We start from the raw sequence: 26,044 nt of genomic DNA, 5'->3' as shown, positions 1-26,044 counted from the left end.
TGATCACGCGCGACCACCCCCCTTAGTGGCAATCCGGTGCGTTTCACAAGGCCATTGATGACCGCACTCAACACACATGTCTTCCAAGTCGGGCGCATGCAATTCTGCTATTGCCTGGCAGGCGCGTGCGGCCGGCGTGACGGCGGCGGCCCGCGTGCGGGCGACCTTGCGGGCGTCGAGCCGGCACCCCTCGGTGCAGTACTTCTGCGTAGACCGCGCGGGCGCGAATACTTTTCCGCACGCGACGCAATGCGCAAGCTGGCCGGTTTTGTGAGCGTTTCTGGCGCCGGTCGGCTTGACCTTCTTACCGGCGACCTCTTGTCGCCGGGCGTAGCGGCGGCGCCGCTCTGCCCGCCGCCGGCACGCCGGCGTGCAGTACCGCTGGCTGTTGCGTGCTGGCACGAAGTCCGTCTTGCAGCCGGCGCACTCGCGTGCCTGGCTGCGGCGGCGGGCGCGGGCCTGGGCGGCGCAGGCCGCCGAGCAGTACAGGGCGTCCGCGCGGCGGGCGAGGAAGGCCTGCCCACACACAGCACAGGTACAGGTGACGTAGGTCACTTTTAGGCTCCTTCGGTGCGGTCCGGGCTCACCCCCTATATGCGACGGCTCCCCGCACACGTGCGCGCGGGTGACCCCTACCAAAGTGCGTCCTTTGCGTGGCAGTGCCAGATGTGCCTTGCTTATCTCAGGAGGAGGTGGGCTTATGGGCGTGCGGCGGCGGTGAGGCGGGGCTGGAAGGCGGGCGGAGGTGGGTAGGGCGGGCTCAGCTCGGACTGGCTGGTAGGTGGGGTGTTGCTGGGTGGTGAGGGTCCGGGCTGAGGCCGTCCGGGAGGGGCTGGGAGGTGAGGTGGTGGTTAGTGCGCGGCGGTCGGCCGCCCTGGGCGAGCACGGCGGGCGGCGACCGATGCGCGCGTGGTGACCGGTGTGGGCGGCCGACCGCCGCGCCCGCCGCGGACCGTTTTTGACCGCCTGGTCTGTGGATAACCTCGCGCGCACGTGCGGGACGGTGTCGCATATAGGGGTTGTGAGCACACAACACGAGAACACTTCACCAGGCATCCGCCGGCCGCTGGCCGGCATTAGTCCCCGCGCGGTGATCGCCGTCGCCGTCCGCGTCATGGTCGCGGCCATAAGGGCCGTAGCAGTATTGGCCTTGACCGAGCAATTCATCGTGCGTGCACCATTGGGCGCGATTGACAACGCGTTCCTCGTTGCCGTCGGGGTGACGTTTGCGGCGGTCTGGGCTGTCACCGAGGTGCCGCGCGTGCTGACCCGCCGGCATGTCCCGGCCGGCAGCGCCATGGCGGTCGTGTGCGACCTGACCTATTTCGTCGTGTGGGCGGCCGCGGCGCTTAGCGGGATGACGATCCCCGGCGTCGCCACCGTACTGCTCGGCTTCCTGGCAGTGGCACTGATCGGCTACCGGCTGGTAGCAGGCCTTCTATTATCGGCATTCAACGCTTGGCACTTGCTTCCAGGCGCAATTGCCGTGGCAACGTTACTCATTGCGGACATGCCTAGCGGGCCAGTCCCCGCGATTGACGTGTACGCGGTAGTCATCTGCGTGATGTTCGGCATGGCGTTTGCGATCATGCCGACGTTGGGATCACTTCTGCGTCGCCAACTGCGCCCGGCGCGCTAACGCAGTATTCGAGGAAGGAGAGACTGATGAAGCGCAGAGTTCGCACACTGGACTTCGACATTGAAGACATGGGCGCGGTCCCGGAAGTCGAAGGCGCGGTCCCGGTCACGCCTATTTATGTCGTCGACGGAACGTCGGTGACCGACCCGTGGTCGGGCCACTGGATCGAGCGCACAGACGGCAGTACGGCGGGACTCCTGAGACTCGCCAGAAAAGCGGAACGACCGATAGACGTAAGACTCAACGGAGATTGGGTGAGAGTGTGGCCGGACGGCGCGGTGCTGCCGGTGCGTGAGCCGGCCGCCCTTGCGCGCCGGAAAGCACTCAGAAAACAGCGATGGCGGGAAGTCCGTAGGCAGCATGCAAAAGCACGGCTCTTGATATTCAGCCGAAGCATGCGCGATAAGGTGCTACGCCGCCGGAACGATGACGACGACGATGCCGTCGAGAGTGAGTAGTCGCCAGCGCAGAAATCATGGCCGGCCAGCCGGGAACTATGTCTTGGGTGGCCGGCCTTTTGCGTAAGGTTCGATATCAACGGAAGGTGGGTGCAGCGTGACGGCAGGGAGGCTGTGCACAGGCCGTACAAGCGCGACTGTGACCGCCTGCGAGCCGTTGGTGACGTGCGGCCTGTGTGCAGGCGGTCCCAGCCCCACCAGGGTGCCGATGGCGTGCTGGCTGAGGGGCTGTGGTCAGGACGCGCCGCCGCGTCGTGGGCGGAGCCCGCGGCGGCGCTGGGCTGTCCATCGGCCCCGGGCGGGTCCCGCTGTCCATCCTGTGCGTCGCCGCCGGCCCCGGCGATAGCCGGCGGCGTCCACAGGTGGGCAGGGGGCTCCACCGCGCCGCCCGGCTACAGCTCAGCTGTCGGTGGCTTGGCGTACATGCCGGTAGACGCTTGCGCGGCTGACGCCTATTGCGCGGGCGATTTCGGTGGGTGTGGCGCCGTCCTCCTGCATCGCCCGGGCGGCCTGGTCGCGCTCGGGGGTCCAGACGGTGGGGCGGCCGATGCGCTTGCCACGGGCTCGAGCGGCTGCGAGGCCGGCGGCGGTCCGCTCGGCAGTCAACGACCGCTCGAACTCCGCCAAGCCCGCGAAGACCGTGAGCGTGAGGCGGCCGGTGGCCGTCGACGTGTCGATCGCCTCGTGCAGCGACCGCAGGGTGATCCCATCGTCTGCGAGCTGGTCGACGGTGGCCACTAGGTGGCTTAGGGAGCGGCCTAGCCGGTCTAGTCGCCAGATGATGAGGGTGTCCCCGCTCGTGAGGCTGGCTAGTGCGGCGTCGAGGCCGGGCCGGGCGGTGAGTGCGCCTGATGCCACGTCGGTGTGGATGGTCTGGGCGCCGGCGGCGGCGAGGGCGTCGACCTGGAGGTCGAGGGACTGGCCGGGGGTGGACACGCGGGCGTAGCCGATGGTGGTCATGGATCTATGGTGCGCCGGCGGCGGCCGTGCGGTCGGCTGCTCGTCGGGGTTTTGGTCACGGGTTTTGGACAGCGTTTGCTCGGCGTGTCGCGGCTGGCGGGTGGGGTGTTCTTTTTCGGCCGGTTTTGAGACGGCGCGTTGCCCCTGGGGTGGCCGGCCCCGCGCCGGCCGCCCCAGGGCGGCTGCTAGATCTCGGTGGGGACCGTGTTGGGATCGATCTCCCACGGGGCCTCGTCGTATCCGGGCAGGTAGCTGACCACGGTGTCGCGGAGCGAGCGGCAGAACGCGGCGGCGACCGAGGTTTCCCAGCCGGGCGCCTCGCGGGCGTTGTACTCGTAGCAGCTGATGGCCTTCAGTACGTGCACCGGCTCCCAGAAGTGGTGGGGGGCGCGGTACTGGTAGATGCGCACGTCGTCCTCGTTGTAGCGGGCGTTGACGGAGTCGACGTTGGTGTCGAGCAGGACCTGCCCCATGCGGTCCCGGTTACTGCGGTCGACGTCGATCACGGCGTCGCCGGCGATGACCGTGAGCCCTCCGGTGCTGTAGCGGATCGCCGCATCGATGAGGACGTTGATGTGCTCGTCGCTGAGCGTGTAGCAGGACATTGGAGACCCCTTCGGAGTTCGCGGGGCGGCCTCTCCGCCCCTGACACCTCCACTATACATTGCGGGGATGTATTACGCAAGGGGATTTGCGCTTGATCTAGCGGATTTACTCCCGCCGTCTACTGCTGGCGGCTGGGGCGGGCCCCCCAGTTGCCGCGGCCGGGCCGGCTGGCGGCCCACGTGCGGACTTCGTCGGCGTCCCATACGGGGGTGCGGCCGACGTGCCGCCTCGGGGCGGGGGCGCCGGCGTTGCCGCGGGCCGCGTAGGAGCGCCAGGTGCGCGGGCTGACGCCGATGTGCTCGGCGCACTGGGAGGCGGTCCACTCCTCGGCGGGTCCCTGGCGGGGGCTCATGCGACCTCCTTTGTGTGGTGCAGGGCGGCGGTGGGGATGGCCCAGTTCCGCCCGATCTTGCGGGCGGGGAGGGTGCCGGCGGCGATGCGGTCGCGGACGGCCTGGCCGGTGATTCCGAGCGCGTCGGCGGCCTCGGTGACGCCCACGGCGTCGAGGCTGTCGACGGCGTCGATGCCGGCGCGGCGGTCGAAGACCTCGGTGGGGACCACTTCGATGGCTTCGAGGGCGCCGAGCGGTGCGGCGAGGGCGCGGGCGATGGTGATCGCCTGCCCCAGGTCCGCCGCGTCTAAGGTGATGGTCGCGGCCCACGCGCCAGGGGCTCCACTGGCAGGGCTGACCGACGGGTGGAAGTCGGTCAGGCCGTCCATGATCGTGTCGATGGCGTCATCGTCGTTGACCGGGCTGGCACCGCCGGGAGCGACGGTGAGGATGGCGTTGTACTCCATGTCATGCCTTTCGATTTGCGTACACCAAGATAATACGGGACATACTTTGTGTGTCGCAAGCAATCGGGTGGCCCGGCTCGGGAGGGTGTCCCGGTCGGGCCGCCCGCCTTTACTTGTGCGGCCACTCGAAGCCGTCGCGCCGGAGCGCGGCCAGGCCGTTGCGCAGACTTCGGCGGTCGGAGGCGGTGCCGGCGAAGGTGGTTACCCTCCGGCCGTCGCGGCTGACGACGATGTGCCCGCGCTTGGTTGTTCGAATGTCGTAGCCGTCCTTCTCGGCCGCCTTGAGGATCTTCTTCAGGTCCTTGTCCACAGCTTCTCCTTTCGGTTGCCCCGCGACACCTTTATTATACATCGCTGGGATGTATTTAGTAAGGGGTTCTTGCTCCGCGTAGTGCTGGCACGCGTTGTTGGCGGTGGCCGCTGTTAGGCTGGTGGCGCCTTCTCCGGCACCTTCTCCCGGAACACCCAGTGTCCTTGCCGGGGAAGAGGGAGGCCAGGGAGGAGGTGGGGGCCGTGTCCAAGCCGAAGGGTAGGCATGTCAAAGTCCGCAAGGGCAAGGGAATGGCCCGGCAGCTGAGCGAAGTCTTCGAATCTCTCGCTCATCTGGTCCGGGCCATTGGTGTCCTTGTGGATGCCCTCGGCAGGTGGTTCATCTGACCCGTCTGCCTCGGGGAGTCATCCGGGTTAGCTCCGGGTGGCTCCCCACCATTATGCGTTCCCGGGCGGCCGGCTGGCAAGAGGAATCGGTTGACACGACAGTCGATTCGGCGGGCCGGCAACGCAAACTCGCGCATAGATCCATCCCGTCCGTATCCCCAGCCACCCGAACCGGACCCCAGCGCGCGGCGAGTGAGTCCGGGCCGGTGAGTGGCTTACCTGTACCGGGCTCGGTGGTAACCAAAGCTGTTCCCGTGTGGGAGGCGGGGTCAGCGTAGGGTGCCGATTGCGGCCTGCTGCTGCGCGGGGCTCACGCTGAGGTAGCGGGCGGTGGTGGCCAGCGAGGCGTGTCGCATGAGCACTTGTACGACACGTGAGTCGACGCCATGGGTCAGGAGTTCTGTGGCGAAGGCGTGGCGGAGCTGGTGTGCGGTCGCCTGTATGCCTGCGCGGTGCAGCGCGTCGGCAATGACCTTGCTGACGCTCTTGCCGGTGATGGGCTGGCCTGGCCGGGTTGGTGACGGGAACCAGTACCCCTTCCCCGGCCGCTTGGCAGCTTCGGCGGCGATGCGTGGGTGCAGGGGCAGGGTGTCGGTGCGGCCGCCCTTGCCTGTGACGGTGAGCGTGCCCTGGCCCGTGTCGACGTCCTCGCCGCGTATCTTCGCGATCTCGTGCACCCTCAGCCCCTGGAACGCCGCTAGGAGGATCTTCGTCCTTGTGTCTGGGCGCAGATCGAGGTCTAGGAGGTGGTCGAGCTGGGCGCGGGTGATCGGCCGCGGTCGGCCTGCGGGCATGCGGGGCCGCTCCAGGGCATCGGTGGGGTCGTCGTCACGCCGGCCGGTGCGGATCAGCCACCTGCACCATGCTCGCACGGCGCTGTAGTAGGTGTAGCGGGTGCCCGGGCTCGACGCCCGGGCGAGGAACCGCTCAATGTCGGTCGGCATGAGCGAAGCCGGGTTGGTGCCAGCGGTGTGGGAGGCCTGGCGGATGACGCGGGCGCGCTCGGTGATGGTCCGGGCCGCAAGGCCTTTCGCGCGCATGGCGATCACCCACTCGTCAACATGGTCGGTGGCTGACGGATGGTCGGGAATGCTGGTGTGCGTGTCCATGGCCGGATTCCCGCGCTCGAGTCGGCTGACGGCAATGCCGGTACAGTCTGGATGACTATTCGGGCTAGTCGGACTAGTGGGGATAGTCGGGCTAGTTGCACTAGTCGGGCTAGAGGGGCTAGAGGTGGCACGGCATGGGGCCGGGCATCACACGTGCGGTGCCCTGCCCCATGCCGTCGGCTGCTGGCTACTGGCTTCGGCCGATCTGTCCCTTGGGTGTCGGCTTGTAGGGCAATCCTTCGTTGAGGCGCCGCTCGGAGTCAATCACCGCCTCCTCGATGACTGCGGCGATCCACTGGCTGAAGTGCCTATAGGGCTGGTCGACGTCGGCGACGCTCTCGGCGCGCCACGCGGTGCGGGCGCGGCCGAGCACGTTTGCGTCCATCCAGAGTGACAGCTGCTCCTTCCCTGCCCGCCCGCTAGCTCCGCTAGTGCGGCCAGTCCGGCGAGCGGAGTTAGTCCGACTAGTCATGTCGCTTCCGATGGTGAGGGCGGCGGGGTCCGGCCCGGCCGCCTTTGGGATGGTCATGGGCTTGCGGGGCCTGGGTTGTGGCTTCACTTGGTCTCCTGGGTGAGGTGGCGTGCGACGGCGTCGAGGGCGAGCACGTAGTCTCGGCCCTCGTCGCGGGGGACCGGTACGCGGTTGGTGGCCGCGGTGGCCACGATCTCCCGCTCGGGGAGCGGGTGATCGATGATCTGGCTGCCATAGGTGTCCTTGAGGATGTCCCTCCAAACGCCGCGGTCGAGCCGGTCGCTTCTCCACTTGTTGATGAGGATTCCCGCGGTCTGTAGGTGCTGGTTGTAGTACTTGCGGACGGTGCTGATGGTGTCCGTGAGTTGGTCGACGCCGTCGACGGAGCTCGTGCGTGCCTCGGTGACTATGAGCACGCTGTAGGCAGCGGTCAGCGCCCCTAGTGTGAGCGCGCCGAGCGAGGGTGGGCAGTCGATGAGCACGGCGTCGTAGTCGCTGGTGGCGCCGTCGAGTGCGGTGCGCAGTATGTGCTCGCGGCCGGCGCTGGTGTCGGCCTCGCGGGCGGCCAGGGCTCGCTCGGCGGGGACTACGTCGATACCTGGCCAGGCGGGGCCGGCTGGTGTGATTGCGGCGGTGATGGCGCCTGGGCCGGCCTGGCCGGTGGCCACGGCCACCAGTACGTCGTTGAGCGTGCGGCTGTCGTGGTCGAGCTCGATGTCGAGGATTGCCGTGGCGTTGCCCTGTGGATCGCTGTCGATCACTAGGACGCGCTGGCCCATGGCCGCGAGCCTGGCGGCGAGGTTGACTGTGGTGGCGGTTTTGCCGACGCCGCCTTTCTGGTTGGCTACTGCGATGATCTGGGTCATATTGATTGTCTTTCGGTTGCGGTGAGTTGGTCGAGCTCGTTGAGTAGGTGGTCGATGTAGGCCTCGGCGTGGTCGCGGAGGTGCTGCTGGGCTGTCCAGCGGGTGCGGGCGTCGCCTTGGTTGCAGGCGTCGAGGGCGGCGCGGATCTCCGTGATGGTGGCGGTCATCGCATGAGGGCGGCGAGGCCGACCATAGCGTTGAGCACCACGACGTCGACCACGATCAGTGCTGTTGTGGCGCTGTGGCGTTCGTCGGCGGGCATGGACCGCATGGTGCGGATGCCGACGATATTCGCGGCGGCGCACCCGATGACGAGGATGGCGATGAGGATGATGGGGATCATGGTCACCGCCTTTCAGAACGGGGGCTCGTCACCGAAGCTGGTGGCGCCACCAGTGGCCCAGGGGTCATCCGCGGCGCCGCCGGCCGGGGCGTTGTAGCTGCCCTGCTGGCCGCCCTGGCTGTATCCGCCCTGACCGCCCTGGGAGCTCTGGTAGCCGCCCTGCTGGCCGCCACCCTGGCTGTATCCGCCCTGCTGGCCTGCGTTGTAGCCGCCGCCCTGCTGGCCTGCGTTGTAGCCGCCGCCCTGCTGGCCTGCGTTGTAGCCGCCGCCCTGAGAGCCCTGGTTGAAGCCGCCCTGGCCGCCCCCGCGGGGCTGGCGGGTGACCTGAGCCTTGGCGTAGCGCAGCGACGGGCCGATCTCGTCCACCTGCATCTCCACCACCGTGCGGTTCTCGCCCTCACGGGTGGTGTAGGAGCGCTGCACCAGGCGGCCCTGCGCGATCACGCGGGTGCCCTTGGTCAGCGACTCGGCCACGTTCTCCGCAGCGTCGCGCCAGACCTGGCAGCGCATGAACAGGGTCTCCCCGTCCCGCCACTCCTGGGCCTGCCGGTCAAAGCTGCGCGGGGTGGAGGCGATGGTGAAGGAGGCGACCGCCGCCCCCGAGGGCGTGAAGCGCATCTCGGGGTCCGCAGTCAGATTCCCGATAATCGTGATGACGGTATCGCCGGCCATTGCTTGTCTCCTTAGAAGATCGTGTAGTTGACGATGCTTTGGATGTCTTCCGCTGCTTCGGCAGACCGGGTGGTCGCGAGGACGTCGTCGATCTGCTCGAGAGCGTCGGTGAGGCGGTCGATCTCGGTGAGGAGGGCCTGGATGTCCTCGGGTGCGTGGGTGATCAGATCCATGTCGGCGGCTTGGGACCTGGTTGTGTGCTCCACCACGACCTCGTCGTCCTCGTAGTCGACGCTGAGGTCGGCCAGGCTGGTGCCGACGATCGCAATGGGCCAGCTGCCGGCGCGGACGGTGTAGCCGTCGAGGTCGGGCGCCCAGGGGCCTGCTGTGGCCGCGTTGAGGCGGGCGCGGATCGCGTCCAGGTCAGGGGTAGTAGTTGTTGCGGTCATGATTAGGCTCCTTGGCGGCTGTTGCTGTCTGTTGGTCGAGCTGGGCGGCATCAGATAGTGCCTCCCAAATACGTGCGGTAATAGTTTCGTGCTGCCTCGTAGTTGGTGCGGCCGGTGACGCAGCCCTCTTCGTCATATGCCAGCCATCCGTCACCGTCGCGGCGAAGCAAACAGAGGATGAGGACGATGAGAATGCGCATGGGAGGGTGCTTCCTAGATGTCCAGGAGCGTGAGCTCCTGGTGAGCCTGGTTGATGGTTTGGGAGTTGGGGTGCGGGCGTCGTGTGCGCATGTCAGGCGGCCGCCTTCGTGGTGAGTACCTGGACGTCGCTCGCAGTTTCGAGTAGGTGCTGTACCTTCTCGATCTTGCGGAGGTTGTCTTGCATGGCAATCTCTCCGTCGGCGACGCGGTCGCGCACGACGTAGGCCATTTGGTCGAGTGCTTCCATCAGCAGGAGTTGCTGGTCGAAGTTGAGAGTGATGGTCGTGGTCATTGCGGGTTCTCCTTCAATTCGTTGCAGGGTCGTTGAGGAAGTCGTAGATGGTGGTTTGCCGGTTCTGGTGGGGGTCGGTCTGCGTCTTGGTTGAGGGCGCCGTGGCGGATGCCGGCTTCCCAGACATGCGCCCGATAGCGCGACTAGCGGCGCTAGATGCACTAGTTGCGCTAGTTTGGTTACTCGGACTAGTGCGGCTAGTCGTGGGTGTCGGCGTATTCCTACGGGTCATGTTGGTCACCTCAGTCCAGGGGGAGGCGCCCGACGGACGGGTCGCGGTGGGCGGGGATCATGGGCGGGGCCGGCTCGGGAACGGTGAGCCGGGCCAGCCCGCGCAGCTCGTGGGGCAGCGACTGCCGGGACGCTGCCGCCCGTGTGCAGAGCCAGTGGGTGGTGAGCACGCTGATGTGCTCGAGCCACGCGATCAGGAGGTGAGCGAGGCCCGGGGTGCGGACTTTTAATCCGAAGGTCGTGGGTTCGAGCCCCACGGGGGGCACCTCACGACGGGCCGGCACATACTGGGTCGGCACATACCGTGCCGACTGCCGACAATCCTCACTCAGCTAAGGCGCGCTCGGGTATGCACATGCTCGGGCGACCGATATGAGAGCCGCAGGCGCGGGTGACGGTGAGGATGTCGACCCGGAGGTCGAGGGACTAAGCGGCGGTGGGCACTCTCGCCTAGCCGACGATTCGTACGTTCTGGTCGCGGTTCGCGCGCCTGTGGTTGACGGCTCGTACGTTCTCGCGACGGTTCGTACGTTCTGGTCGACGATTCGTACCGTTCGGTGACGGTTCGTACGGTAGGGGTACTGTGCTGTCTCCACACTTCTGGGACGGTTGAGTCTCATGACTTCTGGGACGGTTGAGTCTCATGGGTTTTGGGACGGTTGGGAGCGGGGTGAGCGGGGTGGCCTGCTGATGATTCTGTTGGGTGGTTTGGAAGCGTTGATGGTGGCCCGGCTGTGGGTCTGGGCCTGGGTGGGCTGGGGCCAGGGGATCGCGGCGAAGTGTGTTCCGGCCTGGTCGTAGAGGTCCAGGCGGGTGGGGTACTGGCGGAACTCGATTGTCTGGCCGGCCATGAAGGATCCGACGTAGATGATGCGGCCTTTGTAGGTCACGGTCCCGTTGCTCAGGGACTGTCTGCTGGTGATGGTGGGGTCGGTGCTGGCAGCCTGCGGCAGGCTCAGCGGCACCGGCCCGGATAGCGCGTCAAGGTTGATTGGGGAGGGATTGGGCAGGGCCCGGGGGACCTGGTGCCACACGCGTATGGGGGTTATGGATATTCCCAGCCCCTGGTGCTGGCGCTCGGTGTTGTAGTAGGCGGTGAAGTGCACCAGTCCGGCGTTTAGGTCCTCCAGGGTGGTGTAGGGGTGCGCTGCCAGCCACAGCTGGAGGGGCTTATGGGAGCTTTCGACCTTGCCCTGGGTCTGTGGGTGACCGATGGCGCCGCTGATCGGACGGATCCCCAGGCTGGCCAGCCACCTCTCTGTCCGCCCGAATCCGGTGGTGCGGTGAGTGTTGAAGGCCCTGCCGTTGTCGGTCAGGATGGCTGCGGGCCGCCCCCAGGAGTCGAACGCCTCGGACAGGATCTGGCGTGTGGCCTCATGCGTCTCCCCGCCCCAGGCCGCCTTGAGCGCCACCAGCACCCTGGAGCAGTCATCGATGACCTGGTAGATGGTCACCGCACGCCCCTGGATACTCCACTCGATACCGTCCAGCTGCCACAGCTCGTTAGCGCTGGTACGCGTGAACCGCTTGAAAGACACCCGCGGGCGCTTGCGTGGCGCCGGGACCACCAGCCCCATGGCCCGCATGCGCCTGGCAATAGTCGCCCGCGACGGGGCCGGGTTTGCCCCCGCCCCGGACAGCACCCACCACACCGACCACGGACCCGCATCCTTCCCGTCGGCAACCAGCTCCCGGCGTACCTGGGCGATACGCTCATCAACCCGCTCATCCCAACGGCGCGCCGGGTGCAGCGGCGCCCTGGAACGGGCGACCAGCGCCGCCCCCGGCCCCTCCTGCTTGGCCCGCTTACGGATCCGGTAGAACGAGGACTTCGAGACCCCCACCTGCCGGCAGAACTCCTCCACGCTCACACCCGCAACCCGCGAGTCGAACTCAATGATGCGCTGACGCTTGAACGGCGAAACTGCATAGCCCATCCCCCAACCCAACCCCACCCAGGGCCTCCCAGAATCTCACGACTTCTGACACTCCCAGATGTCATGAGATCCAACAGTCCCAGAAGTCATGAGACAACACAGTACCGTAGGGGTACGTAGCGTCACCGAAAGGTACGAACCGTTGGTGCCAAGTGCCGAACCGTCGCGGGAAGTGCCGAACCGTCATGCGAAGTGCCGAACCGTCGCGCGGGGCCTACAGGCGAGCCGGCCCGGTCCGCGCCCCCGCAGTAGTGGATGCCCCCGCAGTAGTGTGTGGCCCCCGCGGCACCACCGGGACCCGCAGCGGCGTTTTCACCTCCCCGCAGTGGTGGGTACCTCCCCGTTGAGCCTGGTGTGTGGCACTGGCCTGCTGTGACCTGCGCGCACATTGGCACGCCTCCCCGCAGCACCTGGGATCGGTGGCAGGGATCTTCGCGTTTGGGGTTTGGTGGGTGGATCGGCGGTGCTTCGCCGAGTGGTTAATAGCGTGCGTGTCCCGGCGGCGCGACGGGTGAGGAGTGTGGTGTGGCGATCGTGCTCGAGGGTCGTTCTCGGGCGTGTGAGGTCGTATTCGACCACCCGACGCTAGCCGAATACGACCTCATACGCCCCACACCCTCTACATCGTGGAGGGTTTCGGGCCCACGAGGACGTCTTCGCCGCACTGGGGACGTTCTCGGGCCAGCGAGGACGTCTTCGCCGCACTGGGGACGCTCTCGGGCTGGCAAGGTCATTTTCACCGCGCGGAGGTCGTCCTCGGCCTGGCGAGGTCGTACTCGACCGGACGCAGCGGGTCGTTTCGGGGATGACGAGGTCGTTCTCGGGCTGGCGAGGTCGTACTCGGGCCGGCGAGGACGTACTCGGCCGGGCGCAGCGGGTCGTTTCGGGGCTGATGCTGCAAGTCGCGGACGTCGGCGTATTCCTGCAACTCAGGGTAGGCGCCTTTCAGTCCGAGGCGCGGCCCGAACCCCACGGGAGCGCCTCATTGCGGGCTGGCACGGCATGTCCACGCGGCACGCAGTCGGCCCCCGCGCTCCGCTCCTGGGACGGCCCTTGCCGCCAAGACCGGTCACAGGCGAGCAGCACCCCCAACGCCATCCCCGCAAAGACCACCGAGGCCGTGAGCAGCAGCAGCGCGACCGCCGAGTCAAAGCCTCCCTCAACAACCAGCTCGATAGCGCTTTCAAGGAGCATGAGCGAAAGCAGTCCGCATAGAACGCCCACACCATTCAGCACAAATGTCACTACCATATCTCTCACGCCGCACCCACCAGGAATCTATTTTAGAATACACGTCTTGCCGGGGCCACGGAACCTACCGGCACAATTCAGCCGCCCCATTAGTTGAACCGGCATTCAGGCAACGGCAGTAAGACCGGAAACCACCGCCCCGCCACATACGGCGATCGCCCGGCAGCACTAGTCGGTAGCGACAGCCGACTGCACCTGCCGACCGCGCCTTCCGGTGCCGTCGGCAGCACTGCAACGTCCTTCCGCTGCGGTGAGGCCGGCGACCGGTCGTGGTGAAGCCGCATTCCGCGACTTCACCACGACCCTGCCTTCCCCGTCTGCCGACGGGCCGCTCACCGCCTGCGGGCGACAGCCAGGTACACGTAAATGGCGACCATGGCCGCCACCAGAGAGAGCAGCCAACGGATCCAGTCGATCCCCGGGGTGTCCGCCACACCCAGCATCCCGGCCAGCCAGCCGCCGACGAAGGCGCCGGCAGCGCCCAGGACAATTGTCCACAAAATAGACAGACTCTGGTCCCCCCTCATGATCAGCCTGGCCAGGGCACCGATGATGCCGCCGAAGATGACCATCCCGATGAGTTCACCCATGACGCGTTTCCCTTCGTGTCGAGTTGAACGACGCGCCCGTAGGCATAATGCCACACAGAGCACTGGCGCCTATACGCCTAGAAGCAACATACACCAGAATTGCCTAGGAGTGAGACCCCTCTCAACGGTTTGCAATACAGCAATCGCCCGCCCATGTTTTATTCATCATCTTCTCATGCCAGGCCGATCATACTTCCGGGCGGCTCACGTATTTCCCGGGATTCCTGAACGCCAGCTGGGACCGGAAACCGGATGGGTCCCCGTACATTTCGGCGGCGCACCGGTCCGCGCGGGCACACCGGCAACAGGGCGACAGGGCCGTAAAGCGCTCCGCGGGGCAGGAAGCTACCCCGCGGAGCGCTCTCTCCCCCGCCCGTGTCTGCCAGCAGCCCCGGCCACATGGGCGGGAAACCGCTACAGCACGCCAAGCAGCAGGGCCAGCACCAGGACCACCACCAGCGCAGTCACTGACAGGATCGTCTCCATTAGCGACCAGGTCTTGAAGGTCTGCCCCACGGTCATACCGAAGTACTCCTTGACGAGCCAGAATCCGGCGTCGTTGACGTGCGAGAGGAACACCGACCCGGCGCCGATCGCCAGCACCAGCAGGGCCGCCTCCACCGGCGGCATGTCAGAAGCCAGGGGCGCCATGATGCCCGCAGCGGTAATCGTGGCAACCGTGGCGGATCCGGTGGCCAGGCGAACCGCCACCGCCACCAGCCAGCCGGCCAGGAGCGCCGGCACGGCGGCCTGCTCGAGCCAGCCGGCGATGATCGTGGCGATGCCAGACTCGATCAGCGTCTGCTTGAATCCGCCGCCGGCGCCGACAATCAGCAGGATCCCGGCGATCGGCCCAAGCGCGCCGCCTACGCGGGCGGAGATCTCATCGGCCGTGTCGCCCATGCGCACGCCGAAGACGAGGATCGCCACCAGCACGGTCAGCAGCAGGGCAACAATGGGCTGGCCCAGGAAGAGGGCGAAGTGGGCGAGCGGGTTACTGGAGCCGTCGGGCGACTTCGTCTCAACCAACGTCTCGACCACCGTACGCATGAGCATCAGCAGCACCGGCAGCAGCACAACGCTGATGGACACGCCGAAGGACGGCCGTGCACCGCTGCGCTCGCGCTGCTCGCTCCCACCAAGCGGCTCAGGCGCCTCGATCGGCACCCAGCGGGCCATGAGCCGGGCCGACAGCGGGCCCGCAACGATCACGGTGGGGATCGCGACCAGCAGGCCGAAGCCGAGGGTAATGCCGAGGTTGGCCCCGACGGCGTCAATGGCGATGAGCGGTCCGGGGTGCGGGGGCACCAGGCCGTGCAGGGCGGAGAGCCCCGCCAGGGCGGGCACGCCCACGAGCACCAGTGGCTGGCGGGCCCGCCGGGCCACCATCATCACCACGGGGATCAGCAGGACGATCCCCACCTCGAAGAACAGTGGAATACCGACTACGAAGGCGATCAGCGCCATGGCCCACGGGAGGCGGCTCGCCGAGGTGTGGTCCAGGATCGTGTCGACGATCTGATCCGCGCCGCCGGAGTCGATCAGCAGCTTGCCGATGATGGCGCCGAAGGCGATCAGTGTGCCCACGTCGCCGATGGTGGACCCCAGGCCGGAGGTGAATGCCGTGAAGGTGTCGGCCAGGGGGATGCCGGCCACCAGCGCAAGCACCGCAGATCCGAGCGTGAGCGCCAGGAAGGGGTGGACCTTGGTCCAGACGATCAGAACGATGATCGTGGCGATGCCGACCAGTGCGGCGAGGATCAGCTGTAAGTCATTGCCCGCGTGCGGCACGGCGTCCGCAGCGGCCAGGATTGTGTGCGTCATTGTCAATGTCTCCATGACGAAGATGGGTGGGGAACGGGGGACAAGAACGGTCAGGCCGGCGTGGCGGCCTCAAGCGCCGCGAGGATGGCCTCGAAGGTTGCCTCGGGCGTAGCACGCGAGACCACGGTGATGCCATCCTCGTCGTCCTCCAGGGGCTCGAGGGTTGCGAATTGCGAGGGCAGGAGAGCCGGGGGCATGAAGTGCCCCGCGCGGCGCTCCATGCGCTCACGCAGTTCCTCCTGCTCGGCAACCAGGTGGATGAAGAAGACGCGCCCGTCCGCCTGTGACAGCAAGTCGCGGTAGGCCCGCTTCAGCGCGGAGCAGGTGACGATGGTCTTCGTGCCGGAGGCCGCCTGCTCGCTCATCCAGTCGCGCAGGGACTCGAGCCAGGGACGCCGGTCATCGTCGTCCAGCGGGATGCCGCTGGACATCTTGTCGATATTCGCCTGCGGGTGGAAGTCGTCGGCCTCGGCCACGGGCCAGCCCAGCGCGCGGTGGAGGTTCGCTGCTGCGGTGGTCTTCCCACAGCCGGCCACCCCCATGATGACGAGGTGCTCAACGGGTTGGTTCATGGCGGGCTCCTTTGACTCCGTCGTCTACGTTGGGTACTACGATTATGCGGGTTTACGTGCTACCTTTATATAGGTCTTAGGTCCTTGATTATGTGGGCGTCGCATCATGCATCTTGTCCAGAGCCGCTGAGTCTCCGGCGGTACCGGCCCGACGGCGCGGCAACGGCCGCCGCAGCCAACTCCGCACACGTTCTGACCCACTGCCCCGGGAGCGGCCATGACATCCTCAGTCCGACGCGGCGACATCCTTGACGCCCTCGGCCGCGCCATCATCTCCGGCAAGCTCAGACCAGGAGAGTCCCTCACCCTTGACGACATCCAGTCCCAGCACGACATCTCGCGCACCCTCGCCCGGGACTGCGTACGCACCCTGGAGTCGGTAGGACTCGTGGAGTCCCGCCGCCGCGTGGGGGCGGTGGTAAGGCCACCTGCCGATTGGGCGGCACTGTCACCCCTGGTAATCCGCTGGCAACTCGACGCAGACCCCGAGGGACCGAAGTTCGGAGCACTGACCGAGCTGCGCGCCGCCGTAGAGCCCGTCGCCGCCGCGGCCGCGGCCCGCCGCGCCACCGAAGCACAGCGCCTGGAACTACTGCGCCTGGCCAACACGATCCGCGAACAGGGAAGCACCGGATCCGTCGCCTCATACCTCGACGCCGATATCGCCTTCCACAGCCTGGTACTCACGGCAAGCCAGAACGACACCTTCGCCGCCCTCACCGAGGTGGTGGCCGAGGTGCTCAGCGGCCGCGCGCGGCTGGTCGGCGCGCCCTGGCAGTCTCCTAAGCCACAGGCCTTGGAGCTGCACGTTCGCCTGGCCGAGGCAATCGCCGCGGGCAGGGTTGAACAGGCCGAGCAGCACATGCGCGAGATCGTGGCGGAGGTGCGCGAGGTACTGCTGGATCGCGGCCTGCGGGGATTCCTCGCTACCTGATTCGACCGTGCTGCGGCCCGCCTGCCCGCGACCCGTACTCGCCGCCCGCACAGCCGGGCCTGCTCCGACGGTTCACAGCACCGCCGCGGCCACCAGCACCACCGGCACGAACCCCGCCGTCGTGAGCAGCACGGCATCCCGGGCCAGGGGCTTGGCCACCCCGTAACGGGAGGCGTACATGAACACGTTCTGCGCCGTCGGCAATGACGCCGTCGTCACCGGCATCAACAGGGCGGCACCGCGCAGGCCGGCCGCCAGCCCCAGACCCGCCGCCAGACCGGGCACGACCAGCAGCTTCCACGCCACCGCCCAGCGCAGTGCGGTGCGGCTGGCGGCGTCGTGCGCCGGCTCGGGCGGAACGTTGACGACGCGGGGCACGGCTCCGCCCGTTGCCTCGTCCTCCCCGACCGGCCCGGGCTTCGGCGCGCCGGCCACGCTCCGCGGCGGCCGCAGCCGGGATGCGGCCAGGCTCATGCCCAGCGACAGCATCATCAGCGGCACGGCGATCCGCCCCAGCGTGTCGAGCAGCTCGGCGAGGTGCCCGCGCAGCAAGGCACCCAGGTCCATGCCGCTCAGGTTCACCAGCACGCCGACCAGCACTGCGAGCACCAGTGGGTTGCGCAGCGGCAGCGTGTAGGTGGCGAAGCGGGAGGGACTGCCGCGCCGGGTCGCGGCATCCAGCACAGTGAAGGCGAGCGGCGTGAGGACCAACAGTTGCAGCAACAGGATCGGGGCGACCGCGGTGGCGTCACCGAGTACCAGTACCAGCACCGGGATGCCCAGATTGGCGGCGTTGACGTAGGCGGAGGCAAGTGCCCCGATCATCGCCTCGGCCACCGGGCGGTGCAGTAGGCGGCGGTGCACGCACCAGGCGGTCGCCAGTCCCAGCAGCTCGGCCCCGACGGCGACGGCGGTGCCCACCGAGGTGACGGCCGCAAGGTCGGCGCCGACGAGGGTGGTGATCAGCAGGGCGGGCGTGGCGGCGAAGAAGCACAGGCGGGTCAGGACGGTGTCGGACCCCACGGGCACGGCCCCGGTGCGCACCAGCACCCAGCCCACCGCAATGACGACGGCGAAGACCGCCAGGCCCCCAACCACGTCAGCCACTGGTTCTCCCCAACCGCTCTTAGTCGACCGGCTCGAGGTCGATCCAGGTCCCGGCGTGGTCGGAGACGACGAAGGCGCGGGTCCCGCCGCCGACGGCGCGCAGCCGGGGCCCGGCCGGCAGACTGCCGCCGGGCGCGCCCGCCTCCGGGACGGCGGCTTCGCCCGCCGTCGGGGGCGGAGCGCCGACGAGGGGGTCGGAGAGGAAGTGGTCAATGCGACGTACCGGATTGGCTGCGGGGAAGGTAGGTCCGTCCCCCAGCAGTCTGCCGACGCCGAGCGCGGCCACCGTTTCCGTGGACAGGTTGAAGTCGCCGGCCAGCAGGTGCGGGCCGGGGAGTGTGGTCAAGGCGCCCCAGGCGGAGTCCAGCTGTCGGTGCGCGGTCTCGGCGCGGGTAGCCAGGTGGGTGACGCCCAGGTTGAGCACACCGACGCCGGGCAGCACGTCCCCCGGCGGCTCCAGTCGACCGACCAGTAGGTTGCGCGCGGTGGCGGTGAACAGGCGGTAGGAGCGCGGGTCGATGGGGTTGCCGCGGCGCAGGAGCGTGGCCGGACCGCGGCCCAGCCGCATCACCCTCCAGGCGGTGATGGGATACCGGCTCAACAGCGCGTTCCCGAAGCCGACCGGGCCCTGACCGAACACGGCACGGGCGGGGCCGAGCACGTCGTCGGCGGGCCGGGCCAGTGCCGAGTGCAGTGGACGGCGGCGCAGGCCGGTGACCGGGCCCGCCCAGGCGGCGGCGAAGCGGCGGTGGCACCACCCGAGCAGCTCGGCCAGGACTGCCGCCTGGTCCAGCCGCCCGGAGCGGACCTGACCGAGGTCGACCTCCTGCAACGCGACCACGTCGGGGGCAAGCTCGGCGATCTGCTCCGCCAGGGCCGTCAGCACGGCGCGGGCGGTGGCGGGGTCGCGGATGTCGGCACCGGCCAGCGAGCCCGACGCGGCTGTTCCGTCCCCCGCGCCGGCACCGGGCAGACAGTGCTGAAGGTTCAGGGTGAGCACGCGCAGCACGTTGGGCCTCCTACTGGACGCTACCGGCATCTGGCCGCGGCGCGGATGCTCACTGAGTCGGGCTACGCCTCGGTGGAGTCCACGTCGGGCTCGAAGCTCAGGCTAACGGAGTTCATGCAGTAGCGCTGGCCGGTAGGAGTGCTGGGGGCGTCGTCGAAGACGTGCCCGAGGTGGCTGTTGCAGGCCGCGCAGCGCACCTCGGTGCGCACCATGCCGTGAGAGGTGTCCGTGGACAGCACCACGGCGTCGGTGCGGGACGGATCGTAGAAGGAGGGCCACCCGCAGTGGGAGTCGAACTTGGTAGTGGAGCGGAACAACTCGGCGCCGCAGGCCCGACAGCTGTAGATGCCCTCGCGGTGCTCGTCAAGCAGCTCCCCGGTATAGGGGCGCTCGGTGCCGGCCTCGCGCAGCACGTGGTACTCCAACGGGCTGAGCACGGCCCGCCACTCGGCGTCGGTGCGAGCGATGACGGTGGGGTCAAGGCGCGGGGCGGAGCTAATGCCTTCAGCTGTCATGGCCCCATACTGGCCCCGCGGCAAGGGGCCGACAACCCCGCATCGGCGTGGATAGTCTCACCTGAAAAAACGCCTGGGCCGGGAATACCAGCGACGCTCCACCGCCCGGCCACAACGGCTCGCGCGCGCGAACTTCAGTCGTCGTCGGCATCCGTGCTGGACTTGCCCATGCCCAGCTTTCCCAGCTTGCCCGGCTTGTCTGATACGGACTCGGCGGCATCTGCATAGGCCTGCTGCTCCTGGGTAGAGATGACACCGGTCGCTTCACCGGTGTCCACCGGGCGGGCGGGCACGCCGGAACCGTCGGCTAAAGCACCGGACTGCGCCGCGTCGCGGGCGAGGATGCGGCGGCGCCGCACCTTGTCCCGGCGCGCGCGGCGGAGCTTCGCCCGTCCCTTGGCGACCGCGCGCAGGCGTGCGGCCTCGATCGGGTCGTCAGCGAGCGGCCGCTGCACGGACGTGGCCTCCTCTACCGGCTCGACGCCGTCGGCGCTCGGCTTCTGCAGGGTGACGAGCTCCTCGGCCAGGCGAGCCACCTTCTCCGGCGTAGGGTCGTGGGCGACGTCCACGTTGTCCACCTCCACGCGGGTGCGCGGCAGGGCGTAGGGCGCCTCGCGCTGCAACCAGGCAACCAGCTCCTCGCGCAGCTGGCACTGGAGGGCGAACACGTCGGCGTTATTCGCTCCAGATACGGCCACCCGCACGGTGACGGTACCCGCGGAGGTATCGGTGACGTCCACGGACGCGACGCGCCCGTCCCACACGGCCGAGCCGGACAGGATCCGCTCCACCTCTGCGCGCAGGGCCGCGACCGGTGCGCGCCAGTCCAGGTCGAGGGTGAAGGTGCCGGTCAGCTGGTTGCCGCGGCGCGACCAGTTGGCGAAGGGGTTCTGGGTGAAGTAGGTGGAGGGGAAGATGAGCCTGCGCCCGTCCCACACGCGCACCACCACGTAGGTCAGGGTGATCTCCTCGATGAAGCCCTGCTCCTCGTTTACCACGACGACGTCGTCGACGCGGATGGCGTCGGTGGTGGCCAACTGGATTCCCGCGAAGAGGTTGCCCAGGGTGGACTGGGCGGCAAGGCCGGCGACCACCGACACGAGTCCGGCTGAGGCCAGCAGCGAGGCCATCGCCACGCGCGCCGACGGGAAGGTCATCGCCACCCCGACTAGTCCGCAGACGACGATGATGACCTCGGCTACGCGCCGCAGCACCTGTGCCTGCGTGGTGATGCGCTTGGTGCGGTCGACGTCGCCGTGGGAGCGCACCCCGATCACAACGGAGGACTCCACCGCCTTGGCCACGCCCACCACCACCCAGGTGGCGGACAGGATGATGCCGATGAGCAGCGCATGCAGCACGAACTGCGCCCAGTCCGGCTGGGAGAGGTCGAAGAAGGCAACCTGCCCGCCGATGAAAGCGCCGGCGAGGGCCGCCATCGCGTACATCGGGGTGCGGCAGAAGCGAATGAGCTCCGCGTACATCACCCGGCGGCGGCCCATAGTGCGCAGGACGACGACGAGGATGAACACCAGCGCGATACCCATGAGCGCCCCGAGGCCGACCCGCCAGGCCAGGGAGAACACGTCCGCAGTGGCCTCCACCACTGCCTCGGCGGCGTCGGCGGCACCCTCAGTGGCCGCGGAGGTCGCGGAATCCGTTGGGGTGTCGGCACTCACGGCGGCGTCAAGGGCAGTGAGTGCGCGAAGCGATGCGGCTGCTGCCGCGGGTGCGAAGGCCATGTGCCTAAGACTAGGACCCGGCGCTGTGCCCGAGCTGTGCAGGTGCGGGACACGGTCGTCATTCACATCACTGCGGTTCCGGTCACTCGGGCGATGGCCGCACCACCGTCAACCGGTGACCAACGGTAGCCCCGTACCCGAAGAACAGGGGCTGCCCCAAGCACGCCACATACACCACTGGACGTACTACGTCTGTCGTAGTACGTTGAACGTATGAACAAGCGTCGCACCCCGGCCCCGACCCCCAGGGCCAGAGCACCCCGCGGAAGGTCGTCATGATTAGCGCCGACGCCATCCGCGGCTACATCGACCTGATCGCCCTCACGCTGCTACGCGACCGCCCCTCCTACGCCTACGAACTCGCCAAGACCATCGCCGAGGTGGCGCAGGGGCAGTACACGATCAAGCAGACCACGCTGTACTCGGCCCTCAAGCGCCTGGAGTCGGCAGGGCTGGTCAGCTCCTTCGCAGACACCAGCGAATCGGGCAAGCCCCGCACCTACTACCGGCTCACCGAGGCCGGGAACACCCACCTGACGGGCAAGCTCGCCGAGTGGGAGGACACCAAGGCCCTCATCGACCGCTTCGCGCAGCGCACTCACAACCCAGATACGTCGACGTCGCCCTGACCGCACAATCAACGCCCCAGACAGAGGCCACACCAGACAACCCGCCCGCAGCCGCCCAGCCAGACCCCAGACAGATCCCAGACAGACAAGGAACCCTGATGGACACCATCGACACCTTCCTCGAGGCCATGTTCGCCCCCTACCCGGCCACCCCGCGCCTGCTGGAGGCCAAGCGCGAGCTCCACGCCATGATGGAGGACGCCTACGCAGACGCCGTCGCCTCCGGGAAGTCGCACAACGAGGCGGTCGGCTCGGTAATCACTGACTTCGGAAACCTGGAGGAGCTGGCACCCGCGCTCGGCATCCTTCCCGACATTCGCGGCGCCGGCGACGCATCGGCAGCGGGGGCCGCCGACGCGCCCGCCGCGACTCTCACCATGCCCGATACGACACCGCCGGAGTACCCCGTCATTACGCTACCGGAGGCCCAGGCGCTCGCCGAGGCGAGACGCAGCACAGGCACCCTGCTCGGCAATGGCGTGGCCCTTTGCGTGCTGGCGGCGGTACCGCTGTTCGGATGCGCATCCCTATCCCAGGGCAAGGACGGCCTGGGGCTCATCCCCTTGAACGAGCACCAGGCTTCAACGCTCGGACTCGTTCTGACGCTCGTCGTAGTGGCACTGGCGGTGTCCGTGCTGATACGCCGCCACCGGGCCTTCACCGGCCTCACCCACCTGACGGACGGCAAGTTCACGCGCAGTCCGATGGTGTCATCATGGACCGCGCGACTGCGACTGGAGCACGAGGGAGTGCGATCGCGTGCACTGAGCATCGCCGTGGCCCTGTGGATCATGGCTCCAATCCCCACCGTAGGGGCAGGCATCCTATTCCAGGAGTCAGCCGACCGCTCCGGACCACCGCTGGGCCTGGTCCTCACGCTGTTCATGGTCGCGGCCGGGCTACGCATTTTCCTGCCGACCACCTGGGCCTCCATGACGCACACGACCGTCACCGAGGAGGGCCGCCCAGCCGACGCCGCGCCCACCTGGCGCAACCCGAGGAGAACCCGTTCATTGAGGCGATCGCCGGTCCGTACTGGATCGGGTGCATAGCCATCTACCTCGCCTGGTCCTTCATCGGCTCCAGCTGGGACATCAGCTGGATGATCTGGCCGATTGCGGGCGCTCTGTTCGGTGCGATTGCTGCCGGTGAGGCCGGCCTGCGCTCCTGGCGCTCCCGCTAACAAACCGCGTACCGCAGCGTCCCCGTATCACCGGTATCGGTAGAAGCTGTTTCGATGAGGGTAGCCTGGCGCGTGTACGCACCGCGAGTTCAAGGAGGAACGCCTCATGCTCGTTAATCAACACGCAGGGTCACCGGACCGAAGGACTCCGACTGCGTGCGAGCGCTCCGGTGTCCACCGATTCCCTGGGCAGCGCTCGAGTTCGCGGCGTGACACGGTTTTCTCACCATTCCCCGAGCGGGACACCGTGGCCGAGTTGTACGTTTCAATGGCAGCGCTCGCGAGATCAGGCACGATCCTTGGTACGCTGCGGCAGGAACAGCGAGCTGTCTTCCCGGTCTCCACGACCGGGCTCCATTGAGGCTCGCCGTCGTGCAGGTCGGCGTCACGGCCCATGCGGTCTTCCCGGTCTCCACGACCGGGCTCCATTGAGGCCTTGCTCGCCTTACTCATCACCGCTCACCCCCATCAGTCTTCCCGGTCTCCACGACCGGGCTCCATTGAGGCGACATTTACGTCAAGGACCACTGCCCGCGCTGTGAGCAGGTCTTCCCGGTCTCCACGACCGGGCTCCATTGAGGCACGACGAGGCGAGCCGGCTGATGTCGACGCCGAGCCTGGTCTTCCCGGTCTCCACGACCGGGCTCCATTGAGGCCGACCCATCTGCCTGGTGGCGTGCCGCCGTCGGTGTGTCTTCCCGGTCTCCACGACCGGGCTCCATTGAGGCAGATGCCCCGGCGGCGGGCCAGCTTCCACCCATCGTCTTCCCGGGCTCCACTGAAGCGCGGCGGCAAAACAGGCTTCTCCGCATGGGAATGGGGCCTGTGGCGTGGTGTCCAGCGCATGCAGTGTCGGATGCTCGCCTGCTCGCCGACCGCCGTCGACGCCGGGCAGCTTGCCGCTGGCACATATCCGGCAGGCGAGGGCAGGGAATGTCCAGATCTATGACAAACGAGGTAGGAGACGGCAGCGGCCGCGAACAGAACGTTGGAATCATGCGGGTGTCAGATCGGCCCCCGCGGCCGTAGGCAGTGTTTGTCATCGATTTGGACACGGAGAACGTAAGTGGCTCTTCCCGTTTGAGGTTGTAGAGGTGGGGGTTGGCGGCGTCTGGGACATGTGGCTGTTTGCGGTTCGAAAGACTGGCCCGCGCCGATCGACCGCAGGCAAGCAGATTGCCGGATTGAATGTGTGTGGTTGGGGCGCATGGTGGTTTGCCGGATTGCTGGTTTGGCCTACTATTTCAATGAAAAACTCCGATCCCGCACACACATCAGCGCCGATAACTCGGTCTTTGGCCTGGTCCTCGTGTGGGTGGTGGCCTCCGGCGTCGGGGACTGGGGCGGCTTCGCACGACACTGCACGACACTGCACGACCCTGGGCGACACTGCACGACCTTGGTGTGCGTTGCACGACCACCCCGGGGTCGTGCAACGCACACCAAGGTCGTGGAACACGGCCCGAGGTCGTGCAAGACACGGGGCGGGTCAGCGGCTCGGAACTTGACGCCACGCTCTTTACGCCCCGCAGCGCGAGCCGATCACGTACGTGAAGCCGCGGGCCGCCAAGGGCGTCCCGCCTCCAAAGTGGACGTGGCGGCGTAGATGTGTCATGATTAATCCACCTCTTGAGAGCGCTCTCACCCAATGATGGCCATATAGAGAGCGCTCTCAGCGAACACTTATGGCGCACGGGTGCGCCACGCATCCCACACAAAAGGAGACATCGTGTTCAAGAAGCAGGCAATGGCCGGCCTAGGCGTCATCGCCGTCGGCGCGCTCGCCCTCGTCGGCTGCGGATCGGGAGGCTCCGGATCCTCCGGGGCTGACGCGGACGGCAACATCACCCTCACCATCGCCACCTTCAACGAGTTCGGCTACGACGCCCTGCTCGAGGAGTACATGGAGCAGAACCCGGGCATCAAGGTCGTAGAGAAGAAGGCCGCCACCTCCAACGAGGCACGCGACAACATGAACACCCGCCTGGCCGCCGGCTCGGGCCTGGCGGACGTCGAGGCCATCGAGATGGACTGGCTGCCCGAGCTCATGCAGTACTCCGACCAGTTCGTCGACCTGTCCTCCGACTCGGTCACAGGCCGCTGGCCCGAGTTCAAGACCGCCCCGGCCACCACCGCCGACGGCAAGCTCATCGGCTACGGCACCGACGCCGGCCCGGAGGCCGTGTGCTACCGCGCCGACCTGTTCAAGCAGGCCGGCCTGCCCACCGACCGCGAGGAAGTCGCCGAACTCCTCGACGGCGACTGGGACAACTACTTCAAGGTCGGCAAGCAGTTCGTCGACGCCACCGGCATTCCCTGGTACGACTCCGCGACCGGCACCTACCAGGGCATGCTCAATCAGATCGAGAACCCCTTCGAGAACGACGACGACACCGTCATCCCCCTGGAGTCCAACAACACCATCCGCAGCACCTACGACACAATCCTCGACCAGTCCGAGGACGGACTGTCCGCGGGCCTGTCGCAGTGGAGCGAGGACTGGGTCAACGCCTTCCAGAACGACGGCTTCGCCACCATGCTCTGCCCGCCGTGGATGCTCGGCGTCGTCGAGGGCAATGCCGCCGGCGTTGAGGGCTGGGACGTGGCCCCGGTCTTCCCCGGAGGCGGCGGAAACTGGGGCGGGTCCTACCTGACCGTCCCCACCCAGGGCGAGCACCAGGAGGAGGCCAAGGCCCTGGCCGACTGGCTGACGGCCCCCGAGCAGCAGATCACGGCCTTCCAGACGAAGGGCAACTTCCCCTCGCAGACTGCGGCGCTGGATGACCCGGCCCTGCTGGAGTACAGCAATGAGTTCTTCAACAACGCCCCGATCGGCCAGATCTACTCCGACATGTCCAAGAAGATCGCAGTCTCCCCGTACAAGGGCACGAACTTCTTTGCCATCACCACCGTCGTCACCGACGCCCTCACGCGCGTGGACGTGGACGGCACCGACGACGCCGACTCCTCCTGGGACAAGGCGCTGAGCGAGTTCCGCCAACTCGGAATCGAGTAGTCCTCGCTCGCACCAGCCAACGGCGGTGGCGCAGCCCGCGGC

31 protein-coding genes and 1 CRISPR repeat array are annotated in these 26,044 nt (G+C 67.6%); of the genes, 6 read left to right on the top strand and 25 right to left on the bottom strand.

Annotated elements, in window-relative coordinates; translation table 11 throughout:
* Positions 1–3 precede the first annotated feature (3 nt).
* A complete protein-coding gene (locus tag CWT12_RS01585; RefSeq protein ID WP_161923439.1) occupies positions 4–555 on the bottom strand; it encodes a hypothetical protein in 552 nt (183 codons plus the stop codon).
* A gap of 466 nt (positions 556–1,021) precedes the next feature.
* On the opposite strand from CWT12_RS01585, the gene CWT12_RS01580 reads away from it, so the two are divergent.
* A complete protein-coding gene (locus CWT12_RS01580; RefSeq protein ID WP_161923438.1) occupies positions 1,022–1,639 on the top strand; it encodes a hypothetical protein in 618 nt (205 codons plus the stop codon).
* Between the two features lie 26 nt (positions 1,640–1,665).
* Positions 1,666–2,097, top strand: a complete 432-nt coding sequence (locus tag CWT12_RS01575) for a hypothetical protein (protein WP_161923437.1) — start codon at positions 1,666–1,668, stop codon at positions 2,095–2,097.
* Positions 2,098–2,496: 399 nt separating this feature from the next.
* Here CWT12_RS01575 and CWT12_RS01570 read toward each other — a convergent pair whose 3' ends face one another.
* From CWT12_RS01570 to CWT12_RS01480, 20 genes are all read right to left on the bottom strand, one after another.
* Positions 2,497–3,057, bottom strand: a complete 561-nt coding sequence (locus CWT12_RS01570; protein WP_161923436.1) for a recombinase family protein — start codon at positions 3,055–3,057, stop codon at positions 2,497–2,499.
* A gap of 185 nt (positions 3,058–3,242) precedes the next feature.
* Positions 3,243–3,662 (bottom strand): hypothetical protein, encoded by a 420-nt coding sequence (locus tag CWT12_RS01565; protein ID WP_161923435.1) that lies wholly within the window; start codon positions 3,660–3,662, stop codon positions 3,243–3,245.
* A 119-nt stretch (positions 3,663–3,781) separates the two neighbouring features.
* The gene (locus CWT12_RS01560; RefSeq protein WP_161923434.1) at positions 3,782–4,015 is read right to left on the bottom strand and encodes a helix-turn-helix transcriptional regulator; all 234 of its coding nucleotides are present in this window, start codon (positions 4,013–4,015) and stop codon (positions 3,782–3,784) included.
* Positions 4,012–4,461 carry a helix-turn-helix domain-containing protein gene (locus CWT12_RS01555; RefSeq protein ID WP_161923433.1) on the bottom strand — a complete coding sequence of 150 codons (450 nt, stop codon included), beginning with the start codon at positions 4,459–4,461 and terminating at the stop codon, positions 4,012–4,014. The genes CWT12_RS01560 and CWT12_RS01555 overlap by 4 nt, the downstream gene beginning before the upstream one ends.
* A 109-nt stretch (positions 4,462–4,570) precedes the next feature.
* Complete coding sequence (locus tag CWT12_RS13325; RefSeq protein ID WP_202616240.1) at positions 4,571–4,771, bottom strand: hypothetical protein; 201 nt, start codon at positions 4,769–4,771, stop codon at positions 4,571–4,573.
* Positions 4,772–5,387: 616 nt separating this feature from the next.
* Complete coding sequence (locus CWT12_RS01550) at positions 5,388–6,227, bottom strand: tyrosine-type recombinase/integrase (RefSeq protein WP_161923432.1); 840 nt, start codon at positions 6,225–6,227, stop codon at positions 5,388–5,390.
* Positions 6,228–6,414: 187 nt separating this feature from the next.
* Positions 6,415–6,786, bottom strand: a complete 372-nt coding sequence (locus CWT12_RS01545; protein WP_161923431.1) for a hypothetical protein — start codon at positions 6,784–6,786, stop codon at positions 6,415–6,417.
* Complete coding sequence (locus CWT12_RS01540) at positions 6,783–7,565, bottom strand: ParA family protein (RefSeq protein WP_161923430.1); 783 nt, start codon at positions 7,563–7,565, stop codon at positions 6,783–6,785. Before CWT12_RS01540 ends, CWT12_RS01545 begins: the two co-directional genes overlap by 4 nt.
* Positions 7,562–7,732 carry a hypothetical protein gene (locus tag CWT12_RS01535; protein WP_161923429.1) on the bottom strand — a complete coding sequence of 57 codons (171 nt, stop codon included), beginning with the start codon at positions 7,730–7,732 and terminating at the stop codon, positions 7,562–7,564. Before CWT12_RS01535 ends, CWT12_RS01540 begins: the two co-directional genes overlap by 4 nt.
* Entirely contained in the window at positions 7,729–7,908 is a 180-nt protein-coding gene (locus CWT12_RS01530; RefSeq protein ID WP_161923428.1) for a hypothetical protein, read from the bottom strand. Before CWT12_RS01530 ends, CWT12_RS01535 begins: the two co-directional genes overlap by 4 nt.
* A 12-nt stretch (positions 7,909–7,920) precedes the next feature.
* The gene (locus CWT12_RS01525; RefSeq protein WP_161923427.1) at positions 7,921–8,580 is read right to left on the bottom strand and encodes a single-stranded DNA-binding protein; all 660 of its coding nucleotides are present in this window, start codon (positions 8,578–8,580) and stop codon (positions 7,921–7,923) included.
* 11 nt (positions 8,581–8,591) lie between these two features.
* Positions 8,592–8,969 (bottom strand): hypothetical protein, encoded by a 378-nt coding sequence (locus CWT12_RS01520; protein ID WP_161923426.1) that lies wholly within the window; start codon positions 8,967–8,969, stop codon positions 8,592–8,594.
* Between the two features lie 50 nt (positions 8,970–9,019).
* The gene (locus CWT12_RS01515; protein WP_161923425.1) at positions 9,020–9,169 is read right to left on the bottom strand and encodes a hypothetical protein; all 150 of its coding nucleotides are present in this window, start codon (positions 9,167–9,169) and stop codon (positions 9,020–9,022) included.
* A 92-nt stretch (positions 9,170–9,261) separates the two neighbouring features.
* Positions 9,262–9,462 carry a hypothetical protein gene (locus CWT12_RS01510; protein WP_161923424.1) on the bottom strand — a complete coding sequence of 67 codons (201 nt, stop codon included), beginning with the start codon at positions 9,460–9,462 and terminating at the stop codon, positions 9,262–9,264.
* Positions 9,463–9,704: 242 nt separating this feature from the next.
* Positions 9,705–9,950, bottom strand: coding sequence for a hypothetical protein (locus CWT12_RS01505; protein ID WP_161923423.1), 246 nt, complete (start codon positions 9,948–9,950; stop codon positions 9,705–9,707).
* Positions 9,951–10,334: 384 nt separating this feature from the next.
* Positions 10,335–11,630 (bottom strand): DDE-type integrase/transposase/recombinase, encoded by a 1,296-nt coding sequence (locus CWT12_RS01500; RefSeq protein WP_161923422.1) that lies wholly within the window; start codon positions 11,628–11,630, stop codon positions 10,335–10,337.
* 945 nt (positions 11,631–12,575) lie between these two features.
* Positions 12,576–12,824 carry a hypothetical protein gene (locus tag CWT12_RS01495; protein ID WP_161923421.1) on the bottom strand — a complete coding sequence of 83 codons (249 nt, stop codon included), beginning with the start codon at positions 12,822–12,824 and terminating at the stop codon, positions 12,576–12,578.
* A 389-nt stretch (positions 12,825–13,213) separates the two neighbouring features.
* Entirely contained in the window at positions 13,214–13,471 is a 258-nt protein-coding gene (locus CWT12_RS01490) for a GlsB/YeaQ/YmgE family stress response membrane protein (RefSeq protein WP_161923420.1), read from the bottom strand.
* A gap of 414 nt (positions 13,472–13,885) precedes the next feature.
* Positions 13,886–15,295 (bottom strand): GntP family permease, encoded by a 1,410-nt coding sequence (locus tag CWT12_RS01485; RefSeq protein WP_161923419.1) that lies wholly within the window; start codon positions 15,293–15,295, stop codon positions 13,886–13,888.
* 50 nt (positions 15,296–15,345) lie between these two features.
* Complete coding sequence (locus CWT12_RS01480) at positions 15,346–15,867, bottom strand: gluconokinase (protein WP_161923418.1); 522 nt, start codon at positions 15,865–15,867, stop codon at positions 15,346–15,348.
* Positions 15,868–16,084: 217 nt separating this feature from the next.
* On the opposite strand from CWT12_RS01480, the gene CWT12_RS01475 reads away from it, so the two are divergent.
* Entirely contained in the window at positions 16,085–16,801 is a 717-nt protein-coding gene (locus CWT12_RS01475; protein WP_161923417.1) for a FadR/GntR family transcriptional regulator, read from the top strand.
* 72 nt (positions 16,802–16,873) lie between these two features.
* Here the strand turns inward: CWT12_RS01475 and CWT12_RS01470 are convergent, their stop codons facing one another.
* The 4 genes from CWT12_RS01470 to CWT12_RS01455 all read right to left on the bottom strand — a co-directional run bounded on the left by CWT12_RS01470 (position 16,874) and on the right by CWT12_RS01455 (position 21,174).
* A complete protein-coding gene (locus CWT12_RS01470) occupies positions 16,874–17,908 on the bottom strand; it encodes an AEC family transporter (RefSeq protein WP_161923416.1) in 1,035 nt (344 codons plus the stop codon).
* Positions 17,909–17,927: 19 nt separating this feature from the next.
* Positions 17,928–18,917 (bottom strand): endonuclease/exonuclease/phosphatase family protein, encoded by a 990-nt coding sequence (locus CWT12_RS01465; protein ID WP_161923415.1) that lies wholly within the window; start codon positions 18,915–18,917, stop codon positions 17,928–17,930.
* Between the two features lie 62 nt (positions 18,918–18,979).
* The gene (msrB, locus tag CWT12_RS01460) at positions 18,980–19,432 is read right to left on the bottom strand and encodes a peptide-methionine (R)-S-oxide reductase MsrB (RefSeq protein ID WP_161923414.1); all 453 of its coding nucleotides are present in this window, start codon (positions 19,430–19,432) and stop codon (positions 18,980–18,982) included.
* 134 nt (positions 19,433–19,566) lie between these two features.
* Positions 19,567–21,174, bottom strand: a complete 1,608-nt coding sequence (locus tag CWT12_RS01455; protein WP_161923413.1) for a mechanosensitive ion channel family protein — start codon at positions 21,172–21,174, stop codon at positions 19,567–19,569.
* 275 nt (positions 21,175–21,449) lie between these two features.
* On the opposite strand from CWT12_RS01455, the gene CWT12_RS01450 reads away from it, so the two are divergent.
* The 3 genes from CWT12_RS01450 (at position 21,450) to CWT12_RS01440 (ending at position 26,002) form a co-directional block, all read left to right on the top strand.
* Complete coding sequence (locus CWT12_RS01450; RefSeq protein WP_161923412.1) at positions 21,450–21,803, top strand: PadR family transcriptional regulator; 354 nt, start codon at positions 21,450–21,452, stop codon at positions 21,801–21,803.
* A gap of 98 nt (positions 21,804–21,901) precedes the next feature.
* Positions 21,902–22,855, top strand: a complete 954-nt coding sequence (locus tag CWT12_RS01445; protein ID WP_237564244.1) for a permease prefix domain 1-containing protein — start codon at positions 21,902–21,904, stop codon at positions 22,853–22,855.
* A 459-nt stretch (positions 22,856–23,314) separates the two neighbouring features.
* A CRISPR array of direct repeats spans positions 23,315–23,714; the repeat unit is 36 nt; unit sequence GTCTTCCCGGTCTCCACGACCGGGCTCCATTGAGGC.
* A 1,001-nt stretch (positions 23,715–24,715) separates the two neighbouring features.
* Complete coding sequence (locus tag CWT12_RS01440; RefSeq protein ID WP_237564243.1) at positions 24,716–26,002, top strand: ABC transporter substrate-binding protein; 1,287 nt, start codon at positions 24,716–24,718, stop codon at positions 26,000–26,002.
* The last annotated feature ends 42 nt before the right edge of the window (positions 26,003–26,044 follow it).

The sequence above is a fragment of the Actinomyces sp. 432 genome (genome assembly GCF_009930875.1).
Taxonomy (GTDB): Bacteria; Actinomycetota; Actinomycetes; order Actinomycetales; family Actinomycetaceae; genus Actinomyces.
The sequence above is the reverse complement of the archived record's forward strand: the minus strand, read 5'-3'. Positions and strand labels throughout refer to the sequence as shown.

Bases quoted from the DNA above. Each gene is read 5' to 3' on its own strand.
- CWT12_RS01575 (WP_161923437.1), top strand. From the start codon at position 1,666: ATGAAGCGCAGAGTTCGCACACTGGACTTCGACATTGAAGACATGGGC.
- CWT12_RS01570 (WP_161923436.1), bottom strand. From the start codon at position 3,057: ATGACCACCATCGGCTACGCCCGCGTGTCCACCCCCGGCCAGTCCCTC.
- CWT12_RS01565 (WP_161923435.1), bottom strand. From the start codon at position 3,662: ATGTCCTGCTACACGCTCAGCGACGAGCACATCAACGTCCTCATCGAT.
- CWT12_RS01560 (WP_161923434.1), bottom strand. From the start codon at position 4,015: ATGAGCCCCCGCCAGGGACCCGCCGAGGAGTGGACCGCCTCCCAGTGC.
- CWT12_RS01555 (WP_161923433.1), bottom strand. From the start codon at position 4,461: ATGGAGTACAACGCCATCCTCACCGTCGCTCCCGGCGGTGCCAGCCCG.
- CWT12_RS01550 (WP_161923432.1), bottom strand. From the start codon at position 6,227: ATGGACACGCACACCAGCATTCCCGACCATCCGTCAGCCACCGACCAT.
- CWT12_RS01540 (WP_161923430.1), bottom strand. From the start codon at position 7,565: ATGACCCAGATCATCGCAGTAGCCAACCAGAAAGGCGGCGTCGGCAAA.
- CWT12_RS01535 (WP_161923429.1), bottom strand. From the start codon at position 7,732: ATGACCGCCACCATCACGGAGATCCGCGCCGCCCTCGACGCCTGCAAC.
- CWT12_RS01530 (WP_161923428.1), bottom strand. From the start codon at position 7,908: ATGATCCCCATCATCCTCATCGCCATCCTCGTCATCGGGTGCGCCGCC.
- CWT12_RS01525 (WP_161923427.1), bottom strand. From the start codon at position 8,580: ATGGCCGGCGATACCGTCATCACGATTATCGGGAATCTGACTGCGGAC.
- CWT12_RS01520 (WP_161923426.1), bottom strand. From the start codon at position 8,969: ATGACCGCAACAACTACTACCCCTGACCTGGACGCGATCCGCGCCCGC.
- CWT12_RS01515 (WP_161923425.1), bottom strand. From the start codon at position 9,169: ATGCGCATTCTCATCGTCCTCATCCTCTGTTTGCTTCGCCGCGACGGT.
- CWT12_RS01510 (WP_161923424.1), bottom strand. From the start codon at position 9,462: ATGACCACGACCATCACTCTCAACTTCGACCAGCAACTCCTGCTGATG.
- CWT12_RS01500 (WP_161923422.1), bottom strand. From the start codon at position 11,630: ATGGGCTATGCAGTTTCGCCGTTCAAGCGTCAGCGCATCATTGAGTTC.
- CWT12_RS01495 (WP_161923421.1), bottom strand. From the start codon at position 12,824: ATGCTCCTTGAAAGCGCTATCGAGCTGGTTGTTGAGGGAGGCTTTGAC.
- CWT12_RS01490 (WP_161923420.1), bottom strand. From the start codon at position 13,471: ATGGGTGAACTCATCGGGATGGTCATCTTCGGCGGCATCATCGGTGCC.
- CWT12_RS01485 (WP_161923419.1), bottom strand. From the start codon at position 15,295: ATGACGCACACAATCCTGGCCGCTGCGGACGCCGTGCCGCACGCGGGC.
- CWT12_RS01480 (WP_161923418.1), bottom strand. From the start codon at position 15,867: ATGAACCAACCCGTTGAGCACCTCGTCATCATGGGGGTGGCCGGCTGT.
- CWT12_RS01475 (WP_161923417.1), top strand. From the start codon at position 16,085: ATGACATCCTCAGTCCGACGCGGCGACATCCTTGACGCCCTCGGCCGC.
- msrB (WP_161923414.1), bottom strand. From the start codon at position 19,432: ATGACAGCTGAAGGCATTAGCTCCGCCCCGCGCCTTGACCCCACCGTC.
- CWT12_RS01455 (WP_161923413.1), bottom strand. From the start codon at position 21,174: ATGGCCTTCGCACCCGCGGCAGCAGCCGCATCGCTTCGCGCACTCACT.
- CWT12_RS01450 (WP_161923412.1), top strand. From the start codon at position 21,450: ATGATTAGCGCCGACGCCATCCGCGGCTACATCGACCTGATCGCCCTC.
- CWT12_RS01445 (WP_237564244.1), top strand. From the start codon at position 21,902: ATGGACACCATCGACACCTTCCTCGAGGCCATGTTCGCCCCCTACCCG.